Source organism: Clostridium sp. AM42-4 (assembly GCF_003480105.1).
GTDB lineage: Bacteria > Bacillota > Clostridia > Lachnospirales > Lachnospiraceae > Brotaphodocola.
Genome location: NZ_QUIK01000010.1, coordinates 99558 through 114768, shown reverse-complemented (window position 1 = coordinate 114768; position 15211 = coordinate 99558). Strand labels below are relative to the sequence as shown.

Genomic DNA, 15211 nt, shown 5'->3' with positions numbered 1-15211 from the left:
GGCGGCTTCCGATGTGAAGCCGCCGCTTTGCTGACAGCAGAAATATAAGACTTAAAGGAGATGATCAAAATGACAGTACCATTTGAAAATGATACAGGAAATATTGTCAGGAAACTGGCAAGAAAGAGTTTGAAAAGCGAAAAACGCCGGAATTTGATGGTGGTGATCGCCGTTGCGCTGGCATCCTGTCTGATCTGTTTTTCGATTGTGATGGCTTTGTCTACCCGGCAGATAGAGAAAAATCATGTGGAGGATACCTATGAGGCGGTCTATACCAGAATTACCGAAGAAGATGTGTCCACCCTGAAGGGGCTGGATGACTTCTCAAGGGTAGGAGAGTATTACATGCTGGCTGTGGAACCTACGGAGCAGGGATACAATGCCTCCTATATTTATTGTGATGAGGAAACGATGTATATTGCCCGTGACCAGATGAAGCTGCTGGAAGGCCGACTGCCCCAAAAGGAGGATGAGGTGGTGGTGAGCCGTTATTTCCTTTCCAACTATGGTGCAGACGCCGGGATTGGCGAAAAGGTTATGCTAAGCAGCGAGAGCTTTCACGGAGAATACACGGTGACTGGCATTATGGAAGGCTATAAGGAAAAAGAGGTAAATGGATCTTCCATCCTTCTTTCCAAAGAAGCCCTGAAAGGATGGAGCGGCTATGACCCCGCTGATTATCGTGCCTATGTGCATTTTAAGAATGAGCAGCAAATGGATGAAACAGAGCTGACTGCCCGCAGCCGGGAGATTGCCAAGGAATATCAGCTGGAAATGCCGATCATGAACCTCAGCTATATGAAGTTCTATAAGCAGCCTGTGAATGTCAGTATGCTGGCGCTGGTTGCCGGAATTGCAGTTCTGGTCATCATCGGAGGGTATGTTGTGATACAAAGTATCTTCCGAATTTCTATCAATGACAAAATCCAAAGTTATGGACAACTGCGGACTATCGGAACAACGCCAAAACAGATCCGCCGTATTGTCAAAAAAGAAGGCCGTTTCTTAGGATGGGCTGGCATTGGTATCGGTATTTTGCTGGGATGTGCAGCCGGGTTTGCGCTGTTTCCCCGTGGGTTTCATCTGCCATTTTATGTTGCTGCGATTGTTTTGACTGCACTGCTTGGCTGGTTTATGGTATCCATTGCGATCCGCAGACCGGTAAAGATTGCCGCCGGTATCTCCCCGATTGAAGCAGTCCGCTTTACCGGCAATCAGAGCGGAAAGACCCACACACATAAGAAGAATATGCGGTTAAATCCCCTCTCCATGGGAATTGCAAATTTCAGGCGTGACCGCAAAAAGACGATCAGTATCGTGGCTTCCCTGAGTCTGGGCGGGGTGATCCTTTTGGTGACAGCTTCTATTCTTTTGGTTCGTTCGCCGGAGCGGATCGCAAGACAGTATTTCCCGGATGGGGATTATAAAATCTATATCCATTCTGAAAAAACAGAATATGAGGTAATGTCAAAAGGAAATCCTTTGAATGAAGCGCTTCGGCAGGAAGTGCTGGCCGTAGACGGCGTAACAGATGTGATAGAGAATCGTCAGGCGGTTCATGTGCGGTTTGAAAATGAGGAGAGTTCTTCCGGTGGAATGTGTGATCTGTTGAGTGACCGAAACAGGGATCAGATGGAAGCGGCGCTTGTGTCCGGAACTTTACCTCAAGATTCCCATAGTATTGCACTCGATATGGAATATGCAGAAGATATGATCGGTGTAGATGTGGGGTCAGTTATAAAACTTACCATAGGGGATCAAGAGATTCCTGTCACTGTTTCCGGTCTGTTCATAAACGATGGGCTTAAAAATGGTCATGGTCCTCTGGCATTGGACAGCACCTGCATGGTTGCAACCGAAGAGCTGTTTCAGGAAGCAATGCCTATGATTGATTGTTTTGATTATTCCTGGAGCATTGTCAGCGATCCCCAAAAGGCGGAGCAGATTGAAAACAGTCTGAGTGCGATCATTTCTTCCAATCCGGATCTTGACTTGGATACCATTGGGATACATAAGGATTATGAGGAAATGGAAAACCGGGTCGTTTTTGGAGGGTTTCAGGCGCTGTCCTGGCTGGTATTTCTCTTTGGCGTGGTTAATCTCATCAACACCACCCTCTCCAATCAGATGTCCAGAAAGAGGGAAAACAGCGTCTTTCGTGCCATCGGTCTGACCAGAAAACAGCTCTGTCAAATGACCATCTATGAGGGAATTTGCTATGCGTTTTCTGCTGCGTTGGCAACCCTGGCAGTCGGCCTCCCGATTGCAGTGATATTTGCCCGAAAATTCAGCGAAATGACTTTCCATGTAGCAATGCCATATTCCTTCCCCTTCCTGCAAATGGGGCTGTTCGTTCTGGTACTGTTTGGCCTGGAGGTGATTCTGTCCTTCTGGACAATGCGCAGGCAGAAAAATCAATCGCTTGTGGAAGAAATGCGAGCGATGGAATAAGCATATAGGATCGGCGGGGCGGCGTGTGCTGCCCCGCTTTTTAAGTTTGCTGTTATATTTTGGATCGTTATTGACTTCTATTACGGTTAGTGATATATTTATTACAGTAACCGTAATAAGGAGGCAGGTGTTATGCGAGACAATGCGAAAGGCGGTGCGCTCACAGAGGTGACATTCTTTATTTTGCTCTCCCTTTATACCCCGAAACATGGATATGCTGTTATGCAATTTATTGAAGACAATACAAAAGGGCGGCTCACGCTGGGGGCAGGTACTTTATATGGTGCGTTGAACTCGTTGCAGGAAAAAGGCTGGATTGCACCTTTTGGAGATAGTGCGGGACGGAAAAAAGAATATCTCATTACAACGCAAGGAAAAGAAATTGCAGAAAAGGAGCTGATAAGGCTCAATGAACTTGTAGGCGTGGCTAATGGAATTATTGGAGGTGCGGTATGAGCAAAAAGTATTATCGTTTCTTTGGCGGTTTGTTGACTGCCCAGGAACATTGGCTGAATAAAATGTCTGAAAAGGGCTATCGTCTGATTCGGGCGGAAAAAATGTTGTATGAATTTGAGGAGTGTAAACCGGATCAGGTAAAATACTGCGTGGAGTTTATCGGGCAAAAATCGAAGGCCAACGCATCCGATTATCATGAGTTTTTAGAGGGGATGGGTTACAAAGTATTTTATAAAAACATCAACCTGAACTACTCTGTTGGTAAAGTACGCCTACGGCCATGGGCTGAAAAAGGCGGACGCATAGCAACAAATGCCACCACCTTTAATCGGGAACTGTTGATCGTAGAAAAAGATAATGACGGTAAGCCGTTTGAACTTCATACTTCTTATGAGGACAAGGAAAACTATTACAGAAATCTGCGTAATCCGTGGTTGCTGATATTGCTCATGTTCGCAATATTTGCGGTTGCAAAATGTTCGGTAGTTTTTGGTGTGCTTGCCCTGGTTTCTCTGATTCCTGTTCTCGTATATCAAACCCAGGTTATGCAGAACAAACGCGAAGGTAAGACAAAAGAATGGTGAGGTGTTTATATCATGAATGAACGAGAAAAAACAATCCGATTATGGTTTGATATGTGGCTCAATCAGCAGGATATGGGGATTGATGATATTTTTACAGAAGATGTGATCTATACAGAAAGCTGGAGTCCCCAGTATAACAACCGAAAAACAGTAAAGCATTGGTTTCAGGAATGGAATACCCGTGGCAAGGTGGTTATTTGGGAAATCAAGCAATTTTTTCATAAGGAAGATCAAACGATTGTGGAGTGGTATTTCAAAAATGAAATGAACAATGGAAGTATAGAGGAATTTGATGGAATATCGCTGGTTGAATGGACAGAGGATAATAAAATAAAGGCATTAAAAGAATTTGGGTGTAATCGCAATACCTATAATCCATACCAGGAAGGCGATACCCCTCAATTCAAAGCAGAAAAAGCGAATTGGTTTTGAATTGAGTGCTTATGGAGGTAAAATATAATGTATCGGACAGAATTAGTAGAAGGAATTACCGTGGAAAATGTAACAGAGAAAATCAATGCAAAAATAGAAGAAATGGAAAAGGAAAGCTATCGACTTGTTACGATGTCTTTTTGGGGAACCGAAAGAGCTGTACTGGTTTTCAAAAAAGGGTTAAAGGGTAGTTTGCTTTAACACATAGTTTGCTTTTGAACTGTCGTCTATGGTGCGTTGACAGACTGGTAATCTCGACTATTCGTTAAAGGACTTTATTGTGGACTGTTCGAGCAAGCCATTGGGCTTTGAGGTGACAAATATGAAAGTATTGGTTAGTGCCTGTATTATGGGAGAGAACTGTAAATATAATGGGAAAAACAACAAAAATTCAGCAGCTATCCATTTTTTAAAAGATAAAGAAGTGATTTCTATCTGCCCGGAAGTATTAGCAGGAATGGAAACTCCCAGACCCTGCGCAGAAATTGTGAATGGGAGAGTAGTTGATGAAAACGGAAATGATGTTAGTTTAGAATATAATAAGGCAGTGGCAGTTGCATTATCGAAAATTCAGAATGAAGAGATTGATTTAGTTATATTACAATCCAGAAGCCCTACCTGTGGTGTTAATCAGATATATGATGGTAGCTTCACTGGAAAGTTAGTTTCTGGAATGGGTTTGTTTGCAAAGGCATTAAAACAAAAAGGATATCATGTCATTGATGTTGAAGAAATATAAGTTTACCATTTTTCATTTGTTGAGGGATAAGGTTCCTAACGCATTAAGGCTGCATTTTTATATTCGCCTGATGCAAATGTCAATGGGAGCATGAGCGACTATATCATAGAATATTATTTTTTTCACGGAGGCTGATATGAAAGAAAAAATATTGATAATAGAAGATGATCCGTTGATACGGAATGAATTGAAAACGCTGCTGCAAAGCAATGGCTATGAAGCGGCGGCTCCGGAAGATTTTTCTGATGTGATTGATCGGATCAAAGCCGAACAGCCACACTTGATTTTACTGGACATCAAGCTACCGGGAACCAGTGGCTTTTCTCTCTGCACCGAGGTTCGCACATTTTCCGAGGTGCCGATTATTTTTGTGACAAGCTGCAACACGGATATGGACGAACTAAATAGCATCATGCTGGGTGGGGACGCTTTTATCACGAAGCCCTATAACACAGCGATCCTGCTTGCAAAAATCGCTTCCCTGCTGAAGAAAGCCTATCCCGCACAGCAACGGGAGCAGATCGTCTATGGAGATGCGGTGCTGCATCTGGAATCCAGTAGTTTGGACTATAATGGACAGAGCGTAGAACTTACCAAAAACGAATTGAAGATTCTCTATTACCTTTTCAAGAACGGAGGAAAAATCTGTTCTCGTGGAGATATGATTGAGTATTTGTGGGACAATCAGTTATATGTGGATGACAATGCTTTGAGCGTCAATATCAACCGCATCCGGGAAAAACTTGCGGGCATCGGCCTGACGGATTTTATCAAGACAAAGCACCGACAGGGGTACACGATATGAACAGCAGACGATATTGGAAAAACAGGCTGCCGTTTCTGCTGACGAACCTTGTTTGTATGGCTGCGCTCACTGTATTTCTGCTGGTGTGCGGCAATTCGGTTTCCGCAGTAGTATTGATCCTGATCGTATGGGCATTGATTTTGCTGACGGGACTTGTCCTCACTTACTGGAAACGAAAGCGGCAGATGCAAAAACTTCTGGATATGGCGGAGCAGCTCTCCGAGAGATACCTCATTTCCGAAGTGATGGAACTGCCGGAACAGGCCGAGGATCAGGTTTACTATCAGCTTTTGAAAATGGCTGGAAAATCCATGTTGGAGCAGATCGGGGAGGTCGAGCGGGAACGCCTGGAGTACAAGGAATACATTGAACAATGGATTCACGAAATCAAAACGCCCATTACTGCCATGAAACTTCTATGTGAAAACCATCGGATGGACTGGACAAAAGAACTTCTGCTGGAACTGGAAAAGACAAATCGCTTTACCGAACAGGCTCTTTATTATGCCCGCAGTGAGCATACAGAGAAAGATTATTCTGTCCGGGAAATGGCACTGTCCCAAGTGGTGCATCAGGCGATTGCAGATAATAAATATCTGCTGCTCCAAAGTGGTATGCGTCTGGAAGTGGAGGAAATGCAGGACACGGTTTATTCAGATGAAAAGTGGGTGCGCTTTATTCTGAACCAACTGATTGCCAATGCGGTCAAGTATCGTACGGAACAGCCGGTTCTCCGCATTTCTACTCATAAACGGCAGGATCAGGTTGTTCTTGTCGTGGAGGACAATGGAATCGGGATTGCTGCGTCCGATCTGCCCCGTATCTTTGAAAAGGGATTTACCGGTCAGAATGGTCGTATGGTCCAGCAGTCCACAGGCATTGGCCTGTACCTATGCAAACGGCTTTGTGAAAAGCTGGGCATTGGCATTACGGCGGAGTCGTCGGAACATGGCACAGCAATTTCCCTTTCTTTTCATATTAACTGTTTGATTCATGAAGTGCAGAGCTGAGAACCGTTCTGCACTTCTTACATTTTTGTTAGAACTTTGTAAGAAAACTTGATACAAACGAAGCCGCTCTTATTTTACAATAGAGATCAGAGGTGATAACAATGAAAGAAATTTTGAAACTGGATCATATCCAAAAATATTATGGCAATAGTGGGAATGTTACAAAAGCAATTCAGGACATCAGCTTTTCCGTTCAGGAGGGGGAATTTGTAGGAATCATGGGAGCATCCGGTTCCGGCAAGACCACCCTGCTCAACTGTATTTCCACCATTGATACCGTCAGTGCGGGACATATCTATCTGGATGGGACCGATGTGACGGAAATCAATGAAAAACAGATTGCCCGGTTTCGCCGGGAAAATCTTGGATTTGTGTTCCAGGATTTTAACCTGCTGGACACGCTGACCATTTCGGAAAACATAGCCCTGGCGCTGACCATCAACAAGGTTCCAGCAGGCGAGATCGATGGACGGGTGCGGGAAATGGCCGGAAAGCTGAATATCATGGATATTCTGGATAAGTACCCATATCAGGTGTCCGGCGGCCAGAAGCAGCGGTGCGCCTGTGCCAGAGCCATTATCAACCAGCCTAAGCTGATTTTGGCGGACGAACCCACCGGCGCGTTAGATAGTCATTCGTCCCAGATGCTGCTTTCTACGATTCAGAGTATCAACGAAGATCTCGGAGCCACGATCCTGATGGTGACACACGACGCTTTCTCGGCAAGCTACGCCAATCGCATTCTCTTTTTGAGGGATGGCGCGATCTTCACGGAAATCCGTAAGGGTGGTGATTCCCGCAGGACTTTCTTTGAAAAAATCCTGGATGTCCTCACCATGATGGGAGGGGGCATGAGCGATGTACGCTAAACTCATTTTCAAAAATGCAAAGCGGTCTGTGAAGGACTGTTTGATTTATATTGTGACCATGACACTCTGTGTCACCCTGTTCTATGCGTTTTTGTCTATCAGCAGCACCCATTATCATCCGACCATTGGTGCGGAATATAATATTTCCCTGCTGGCTGGAGGTATGAAACTGGCAATTTGCGGGATTAGTCTGCTTTTGTTGTTCCTGATCCACTATGTCAATCGTTTCATGCTGAGAAAAAAACAATCGGAGTTTGCAGTTGAGGCAACCCTGGGAATGGAGCAAAAAACCATAGGACTGCTCTTTTTTGGAGAGACTTTTTTCCTGCTCATATTCTCTGTATCGGTGGGAATCCTTCTGGGGATGATCGTTTCTCAGGTCATTACGGCTATGCTGCTTGCTTCTTTTGGGGAACCCTACGCTTTTTCTTGGTCTTTTTTTCCAGATACCGTGCTACTGACCGTGGGCTTCTTTGTTATTTGCCAGATTCTGGTTGGAGTCGGGAATGTCAGAATTCTCAACAAAAGCAGGATTATTGAGCTTATGACGGCAAACCGTCAGAATGAAAAACCGCTTCATAAAAGCAGATGGATGCCGATGATCTGTATTTTCTATGGCATTATGCTGCTGTGGATGCTGGAGGTAGGTGCTGTAAAATATCATTTTTACTTCGATCCCAGACATCCGCTTCCTGTAAAGCTCATGTATTGGGGGAATGTCCTATTCCCTGCACTGACGCTGCTTTGGGCAATCGCAGGTGCTGTTTTACACAGAAAAATAGGATTTTCCCGATATCTTTGCGGGCTTCTGGCTGGTGCTGTATTGACCGCTATCCCGATTTTTTCCATCGCAGAACTGGAAAAAGCCTACTTCCTTGGATTTGACGCCCCAACTCTGAATCAATATTTGCTGTTTGGGGTTGCGGATATTTTGTTTATCATTTCCGCAGTCATTTATTTATCGAATGCGGCGCTCCTATACTGGAAGGAGTCTAAAGTGTCCTGCAAATATCACAATACGAGTTTATTTCTGTTTGGACAGCTTTCCTCTAAGCTGGCTACCAATACGAAAACGATGACGATAATTTGTGTGACCCTGACTTTTTCTATCTGCTTGTTTGTCATTGCGCCAGTTTTGACAGGATGGAGTCTGGGCTATTTGGATAGTCGGGCAGTCTATGATATTCAAATTTCAAGCCGCTACAACGATGTTTATGAAGTGGAAAATCTTCCGGATACAGACTATGGGGAAATTACTGCGTTCATAGAACAAAACAACATAGCGATAAAGGACGATTTGACTTTTTCGGAATATCTTCCCCAAAAAAGCGACTTTCACCAGCGGGTAAAGTACGATTTTCCTCCCTTGGCAATTGCACTGAAGGATTATAACGCTGTTCGGAAAATGTTGGGATATGAACCTATTATCTTACAAACGGATGAATTTGCTACCCACTGGCATCGTGCGGCAGAGGACAAGGATATTGAAAACTACATCGCTGAGCATACCTTACTGGAAACTGACGCAGGCACCCTGAAACTCAGTGAGAACGCCGTGTTTCAGGAGCCTGTGGGGGAATCCATCTATAATCTTTATACAGATGTGGTGTATATCATACCTGACGAGATAGCGCAAGTCTTGCTTCCGGTACAGAGCAACCGATTTGTGATGACCCAATATCCGCTTCCCTTCAAAACGGCAGAAATGCTGGAACAGCTTCTTGGGCGTTCTTATCCAGAAGATCCTGATAAAGACAATCTGGCAGGATACAGTACAACTGTCCATACTACGGAAGTGAACCGTATAATCGCCCTTAACTTTATCCTAAAAGCGTCCTTGATCTATGGTGCAATTGTGCTGATGGTGATGTGTCTTACCGTGCTGGCTCTTCAGCAGCTCCTAGATGCAGAAAAAAACAACTACAGATTTTCGGTTCTGCGAAAAATGGGAGTGGAAGAGAAGGACCTGCATACTTTGGTTCTAAAACAGCTTGGTGTTTGGTTTGGGATGCCGATCACAGCGGCAATCGTTGTAGCAATTATTGTGATTGGCTATTTTCTTCAAAATGTTTCTGCTGAAATCTCAGCTTATATTGGCTACGGAGCCTTGATGCGGCAAATAGGTATCATTGTCGGGATTTTCGCTTTGCTGCTGAGTTGCTATTTTCTCAGTACATGGCTGCTGTTCCAGCGTTCGATTCGCAGCAACTCCGATAGCGTAAGGTGATGGGAGGAAGATATGTACTGGAAGTTAGCAATTCAAAATATCCGCAGAAGCCTGCGGGATTATATCATTTACTTGGTGACGCTTACCTTGACTGCGGCATTGATGTACTCATTTTTGGCATTGGGCTTTTCATCAGATGTTCTTGCTATGGCAGAAAATATGTCGATGCTGACTACTGGAATTTTGCTTATGTCAGCTCTGGTTGCTTTTATGTCCTCGTTTGTAATCGGTTATGCGATCCGCTTTATGCTGGGACGACGGAAAAAGGAGTTTGCAACCTACGAACTGATTGGCATGGAAGCAAAGACAGTACGGAATTTGTTCCTTGCTGAAAACAGTATCATCGGTACAGGGGCCTTTCTGCTTGGTTCTTTGGTTGGTACAGGACTTTCCGGTTTGCTGAATCAGGTAGTAAAAAATATCTTTGAGGTGCCGCATACCTATCAGGTTTCCTTTTCTCTCCGGGCCTGGGCAGTAACATTTTTGTTTTTTGCCTTGATGTATGGTTTTGGGATGCTCCGAGCAGCAAAGATTATCCGGCATCAGAAAGTAATCGATTTGCTGTATGATAACCGCAAGAATGAAGAATACCGTTTCAAATCATTCCGCCATAGTCTTTTGGTAGTATTGCTTTCAATAGCCGCAATGGTTGCAGGCGTGATTTTGCTTGGGCGGATGCTTCAGACACAAACCAATGAAGCATTTTTGTACCTTGGCGGAGCCTGCCTGCTCATTCTGGTGGGTGTTTACGAGCTGCATCGCCAGATTCCGCTTTTGCTGCACCGATTTGCAAAACAAAATCTGCGCCATAAGTACAAAGAAGAAAATCTGTTCTTCCTGGGGCAGATTGGGCGGCGCATCCATTCTGCTGGCCGGACAATGGCTGTGGTGGCGATTCTTTTAACCATATCCCTGACAACCATGTTTGTGGGGCTTACAATGGGAGCAGGCTACAAAGCCAACATGAAAGCCTATTATCCCTATGATGCAGGCGTGGCGATTGATGCACCTTTGGAAAAATCCAGCATGGATTCCATCGTTTCCTTTACAGAGGAGCATTGTGGAGTCGAGGATTCTGTGAGCTATTATCTGTATGCGGTTCCTGAAAAACCGATCGAAGCCTTGTCCTTGTCCGACTATAACCACCTGCGTGAGATTTTGGGGCTTTCTCCTGTTTCCATGAGCGACAACGAGTTTTTGGTTCATTGTGATACATGGAACTATATGGACGGAATCCGGCAGGGCTTGAAGCAGCAGCCGGAGATCACATTAAATGGTCGAACCTTGACTATTGCAGAGACACCAATCCTGACGGAGCCGATGGAGCAGTATCAAATGGCCGGAACGAAGGGATATGTACTTGTTCTGCCGGATGAAGCAGCTTCACAATTAGTCGGAGAAAAATCCGTCTGGCAATGAAACTGGAAGATGGCGGATACCCGGAATTGAAAAGCGACTTGAAGCAATTCCTGAACAGTGGGAAATGGCAGCTGGAATTGCAGTCCGGTCAACAGCTCCCGGAAAAAGTAACGATGGGTGTTACAGTAAAGGCGTGGGGCGTTGCCAATTCGCTGACGGGATTTACAGCTATTTCGTTCTGCGGATTGTATTTAAGCATTATTTTCATCATTCTATCCTGCTCGGTTCTTGCATTCGAGCAGCTTTCTGCCATAGACAAAAACCAGAAGAATTATGCAGTCATTGACCGTTTGGGTGTACCGGGGCACAGTCAAGCCTCCCTGATACGCAGGGAACTGTCCACAGTCTTTTTGATCCCACTGCTATTCCCTCTTTTGCTGACGGTTTTGCTGATAGTAGGGGCACAGTTCTTTTTCGGAGAGGCAATCTTGCAGCAGGGACTTGTGCCTCTTTATGGTTTGGTGACGATCCTGCTATTCTGTGCAATCTACCTGACCTATTTTGGTGCAACAATGTTCTTATTCAAACGGGTTATTCTTCGGCCTGAAATGAGATAAAAATTGAATTGTTACAAAAATGAAGCAATTCCGCCTGTTTTCTTGCCGAAAAAGAAAGCGGTTAGGAGATTTCTGCAACATTTGGCCTTTATCATAGAGTAATAAATTAGAAATGCTGATACCTTACACTATGCAAAGGAGTGGATTACTATGGCAAACAAAGAAAAGCGCTTTGAAACAATCTATACACAGGGAACTTCCTTGAGTATTGTTGTAGACACCGAAACAGGTGTAAACTACCTTGTCCATGATACGGGGATTACCCCTTTGCTGGATAAAAACGGAACAGTCGTTATTACTGAAATAAACAAGTAAACTTTATATTGGCTGCAGGGTATCAGCATTCTAATTATGAATAAGGGAGGGACATATGGGAAAAATCTTTGTATTGTCGGTAACAGACCATGAAGAATACATACTTAGCAGAATTATGGAGATTATTGCAGCCGAGCCAGGATTTGACCATATTGTGTCATTTCACCCTTGTAATACTCTTGTTTTTCCGGGATTGGAGCTTCGCCTGAAGGAGAGAACGGTACACCGAAACGGCGAGTTAATTTCTATGACCCATCGGGAATTTGCGACATTGGTATACTTGGCAAACCACCCGTCCTGGGTATTTTCTGCCGGGCAGATTTATGAAGAAGTGTGGGGTGAGGATGGTGAAAACTGCGGAACAGCCGTTGCCAGCGTCATTGGTCAGATCCGCAGAAAACTGACACCGGATATGCCGAAAGCGGGTTATATCCGTACTGTTTTGGGGAGCGGATACAAATTTGAAGTTCCGCAAGGTATGGCAGAATAGAACAATCAAATATATATTAGCTGCGCACATTATGAAGCAGCCAAAAGCGGGAAACCTTTATGATGGGTCTCCTGCTTTTTGTTTTCATAAAAATAGTGTGTGATTGTTGAGAATAGGCGTCATATAGGCGTAAAGGATATGTATAAAGCAAAAAGGAGGCATTACATATGCTTATTGGCGTTGATCATGGCAACAAACAAATTAAAACGGTTCATTGCAACCCCTTTGTGTCCGGTCTTAAGCAGAGTGTCACCCGTCCCTTTGGACAGAATGTGCTGAGGTATCAGAATACCTACTATACGCTGTCTACTGAGCGGATTCCTTATCGGAAAGATAAAACGGAGGACGATCGCTTCTTTATCCTGACCCTATTTGCTCTGGCTGGTGAGATTGAAGCGAGGGGAGCATATTCCTCGGAGGTTCAGCGTATCCAACTGGCAGTAGGGTTGCCGCCGGCACACTTTGGCGCCCAGGTGGAGCGGTTTATACAATACTTTGGGCAGCGGGGAATGGTAGAATTTGAGGTGCAGGGCAAGCCGTATTCCATCTATATTGAAGATGTGGCCTGCTTTCCACAGGCATATGCAGCGGCGGCCACCATGCTTCACACGCTTGTTGAAGAGCCAAAGGCGGTAATTTTGGATATTGGTGGGTTTACTGCTGACTATCTGCTGATGAAAAACGGAGAGATTGATCTTACCTCCTGTGATTCGTTAGAAAATGGCGTGATCCTGTTGTACAATAAGGTGCGTTCAAAGGTGAATTCGGAGCTGGATCTGTTGTTGGATGAAGGAGATGTGGATGCCATACTGATGGGAAAAAAGACTCAATATCCGGATGCAGCCATACGGCTGACAGAACAGATGGCGCAGGAATTTATCAATGACCTGTTCAGCACGTTGCGGGAGCGAATGTTGGACTTGCAATATTGCAAGGTAGTATTTGTAGGCGGCGGTGCCATTCTTTTGAAGCGGCAGATCGAAACTTCGGGCAAGGTGGGAGCACCATTCTTCGTATCGAAAATCAATGCAAATGCGGATGGCTATGAGTATCTGTACCGGATTGAAACAGCAGGCAGGTGATGGTATGGGCGAGAAAAAAGAACGAGGACGGTTTACGCTGCGCTTTAATGAGGGCGATCCCATACACGAGACGGCCATTGGATTACTGGAATTGCAGAGTCCCCGCACAAAAGCGCAATATGTGGCAAATGCAGTGGTCTACTATAATGAGCACTTTGGGCAAGAGCCACAGCCGCTAAATGCTTCAATCATCAGCAAAGAAGCGGTGGTGGCTATTGTCAAAGAGATTTTGCGGCAGGAAGGTATGGGACAGGAAAAAGCAAAAGAGCAGATTCCCACAGCCAGATTGGTGGAGAAGCCTGCAGCGCCTGTGATGCTTTCGACTGCACAGGAAGTGGACGATGATCCGGAAATGGACGATAGGACACGCAGCCTGATTGCCAGTACTTTATCTGCGTTCCGCAGCAGGGGATAATCAAAAGAGGCATGGGAGCCAGTGATGCTCCTATGCCTCTTCCTGTATGGCCGCGATAAAACTGTCTAAAATATCTTCAAAATGCCTGTATTGTTTGGGCGTTAGTGTGGAAATCTTCTTCATAAGAAGAGAAGAATCTGCTTCTGTGATGACGCCTCGCAACAAATACTCGGTGCTGATGTGAAGTGCATCACAGACTTTGAGGATTGTCTCAGGCCGCATAGCCTTTTGCCCCAGTTCTGCGGTGGAGATGGTCTGTGGTGTGACATGAGCCAGCTCTGCCAGAGTTTCTTGGGTCATATTCAGTTGTTTCCTCCGGTCGAAGATCCGTTTACCCATATCTTTCAATAGATTTTCCATGCGTCACCTCCATGCTATAGTTACATTTTATCCGCTATGACATGGATTATTAAGCGGTCATGGTTGATTTATCTCGTCTATGGCAAGTATAATATGCAGAGGAGTATGACGGGAAAGGAGAACCATATGAACAGTTTTTCGTGTGTGATTACAGGCCACAGGCCGACCAGATTTAAGTTCAAATATAATGAAAAGGATAAACGCTGCCAACGGATTAAAAAGTGTCTGCAGGAGCAACTCATACGACTTTATAACCAGGGAGTACGATGCTTTTGGGTTGGAGGAGCAATGGGCGCTGATATGTGGGCAGCGGAGATACTGCTGCGCATGAAAGAACAGCAAACATATCAAGATGTGGAATTGTGCTTGGCGCTCCCTTTTGAGGGTTACGATTCAGACTGGGATGACTGGCACCGAAAGAGGATGGATTTTATTCGCAGATATGCTGAAAAGGTCTTAATACTGTGTGAAACGCCATCAAGTGAAAGCTATAAGAAACGCAATTACTATATGGTGGAGCAGGCCGGATATATGATAGCTGTCTATGATAATGCACACAATATGCGGTCTGGAACCCAGCAGGCGGTCAACTACGCCAAGAAGAAAGGACTCCAAATCATTTATATCCATCCAGATACGGCACAGGTAGCGATGGAAGATACAACTTTATGGAAAAAATAAAGGAAGAGCTCTAAAGCGGAACACTAAGAAAGATTGCAAAGTAGTGTGTCCGTTTTAGAGCTTGTTTTGTCATATAATGTCGAATGATTTTCTTTTTGCTCGAAAGCGATTCCAATGCTACTCCAAGAGTTTCCGAAAACTGTCAGTTACACTATGATTATGGCAGTGATCCCAAAACCAATGAAAACTCGATAAGTGGAGGTGGGGGTATGAGATCAGTACAGTACCCAATGAAAATCGGAAGAAGAGGGCGGTCTTTATCCTGGCAATAAGGATGGAGGCCGCCTTTTGTTTTAATTTAATAGAATAGCTGGAATAG

The 15211-nt window shown here is 44.8% G+C and carries 18 protein-coding genes; 17 read left to right on the top strand and 1 reads right to left on the bottom strand.

The window, feature by feature from the left end:
- Nucleotides 1-69 precede the first annotated feature (69 nt).
- From DW922_RS09885 to DW922_RS09820, 16 genes are all read left to right on the top strand, one after another.
- Nucleotides 70-2451: an FtsX-like permease family protein gene (locus tag DW922_RS09885; protein WP_118479224.1), complete on the top strand. Its 2382-nt coding sequence runs from the start codon at nucleotides 70-72 to the stop codon at nucleotides 2449-2451.
- A 132-nt stretch (nucleotides 2452-2583) separates the two neighbouring features.
- Nucleotides 2584-2907 carry a PadR family transcriptional regulator gene (locus DW922_RS09880; protein WP_002578897.1) on the top strand — a complete coding sequence of 108 codons (324 nt, stop codon included), beginning with the start codon at nucleotides 2584-2586 and terminating at the stop codon, nucleotides 2905-2907.
- Nucleotides 2904-3491, top strand: a complete 588-nt coding sequence (locus DW922_RS09875) for a DUF2812 domain-containing protein (protein WP_002578898.1) — start codon at nucleotides 2904-2906, stop codon at nucleotides 3489-3491. The genes DW922_RS09880 and DW922_RS09875 overlap by 4 nt, the downstream gene beginning before the upstream one ends.
- 12 nt (nucleotides 3492-3503) lie before the next feature.
- The gene (locus DW922_RS09870) at nucleotides 3504-3923 is read left to right on the top strand and encodes a nuclear transport factor 2 family protein (protein ID WP_118479226.1); all 420 of its coding nucleotides are present in this window, start codon (nucleotides 3504-3506) and stop codon (nucleotides 3921-3923) included.
- A gap of 27 nt (nucleotides 3924-3950) precedes the next feature.
- Nucleotides 3951-4124, top strand: coding sequence for a hypothetical protein (locus tag DW922_RS17650; protein WP_158575090.1), 174 nt, complete (start codon nucleotides 3951-3953; stop codon nucleotides 4122-4124).
- Nucleotides 4125-4245: 121 nt separating this feature from the next.
- Nucleotides 4246-4662: a DUF523 domain-containing protein gene (locus tag DW922_RS09865; protein ID WP_077138745.1), complete on the top strand. Its 417-nt coding sequence runs from the start codon at nucleotides 4246-4248 to the stop codon at nucleotides 4660-4662.
- Nucleotides 4663-4798: 136 nt separating this feature from the next.
- Nucleotides 4799-5467, top strand: a complete 669-nt coding sequence (locus DW922_RS09860) for a response regulator transcription factor (protein WP_118479228.1) — start codon at nucleotides 4799-4801, stop codon at nucleotides 5465-5467.
- Nucleotides 5464-6477 carry a sensor histidine kinase gene (locus DW922_RS09855; RefSeq protein ID WP_118479230.1) on the top strand — a complete coding sequence of 338 codons (1014 nt, stop codon included), beginning with the start codon at nucleotides 5464-5466 and terminating at the stop codon, nucleotides 6475-6477. The genes DW922_RS09860 and DW922_RS09855 overlap by 4 nt, the downstream gene beginning before the upstream one ends.
- Nucleotides 6478-6578: 101 nt before the next feature.
- Nucleotides 6579-7346, top strand: coding sequence for an ABC transporter ATP-binding protein (locus DW922_RS09850; RefSeq protein WP_118479232.1), 768 nt, complete (start codon nucleotides 6579-6581; stop codon nucleotides 7344-7346).
- Nucleotides 7336-9573, top strand: a complete 2238-nt coding sequence (locus DW922_RS09845) for an FtsX-like permease family protein (RefSeq protein ID WP_118479234.1) — start codon at nucleotides 7336-7338, stop codon at nucleotides 9571-9573. The genes DW922_RS09850 and DW922_RS09845 overlap by 11 nt, the downstream gene beginning before the upstream one ends.
- 12 nt (nucleotides 9574-9585) lie before the next feature.
- Nucleotides 9586-10992 (top strand): ABC transporter permease, encoded by a 1407-nt coding sequence (locus tag DW922_RS09840; RefSeq protein WP_243024406.1) that lies wholly within the window; start codon nucleotides 9586-9588, stop codon nucleotides 10990-10992.
- Nucleotides 10989-11549, top strand: a complete 561-nt coding sequence (locus DW922_RS18045) for a hypothetical protein (RefSeq protein ID WP_243032165.1) — start codon at nucleotides 10989-10991, stop codon at nucleotides 11547-11549. Before DW922_RS09840 ends, DW922_RS18045 begins: the two co-directional genes overlap by 4 nt.
- 150 nt (nucleotides 11550-11699) lie before the next feature.
- The gene (locus DW922_RS09835; protein ID WP_117497604.1) at nucleotides 11700-11864 is read left to right on the top strand and encodes a DUF6440 family protein; all 165 of its coding nucleotides are present in this window, start codon (nucleotides 11700-11702) and stop codon (nucleotides 11862-11864) included.
- Between the two features lie 55 nt (nucleotides 11865-11919).
- On the top strand, nucleotides 11920-12354 hold the full coding sequence (locus DW922_RS09830) for a winged helix-turn-helix domain-containing protein (protein ID WP_118479236.1): 435 nt from the start codon (nucleotides 11920-11922) through the stop codon (nucleotides 12352-12354).
- 167 nt (nucleotides 12355-12521) lie between these two features.
- Nucleotides 12522-13436 carry a ParM/StbA family protein gene (locus DW922_RS09825; protein WP_118479238.1) on the top strand — a complete coding sequence of 305 codons (915 nt, stop codon included), beginning with the start codon at nucleotides 12522-12524 and terminating at the stop codon, nucleotides 13434-13436.
- Nucleotides 13399-13851, top strand: coding sequence for a hypothetical protein (locus DW922_RS09820; RefSeq protein WP_243008680.1), 453 nt, complete (start codon nucleotides 13399-13401; stop codon nucleotides 13849-13851). The genes DW922_RS09825 and DW922_RS09820 overlap by 38 nt, the downstream gene beginning before the upstream one ends.
- A 30-nt stretch (nucleotides 13852-13881) precedes the next feature.
- On the opposite strand, the gene DW922_RS09815 is transcribed toward DW922_RS09820, so the two are convergent.
- The gene (locus DW922_RS09815) at nucleotides 13882-14211 is read right to left on the bottom strand and encodes a helix-turn-helix transcriptional regulator (RefSeq protein WP_118479240.1); all 330 of its coding nucleotides are present in this window, start codon (nucleotides 14209-14211) and stop codon (nucleotides 13882-13884) included.
- A gap of 126 nt (nucleotides 14212-14337) precedes the next feature.
- On the opposite strand from DW922_RS09815, the gene DW922_RS09810 reads away from it, so the two are divergent.
- Nucleotides 14338-14892: an SLOG family protein gene (locus tag DW922_RS09810; RefSeq protein WP_118024189.1), complete on the top strand. Its 555-nt coding sequence runs from the start codon at nucleotides 14338-14340 to the stop codon at nucleotides 14890-14892.
- Nucleotides 14893-15211: the final 319 nt, after the last annotated feature.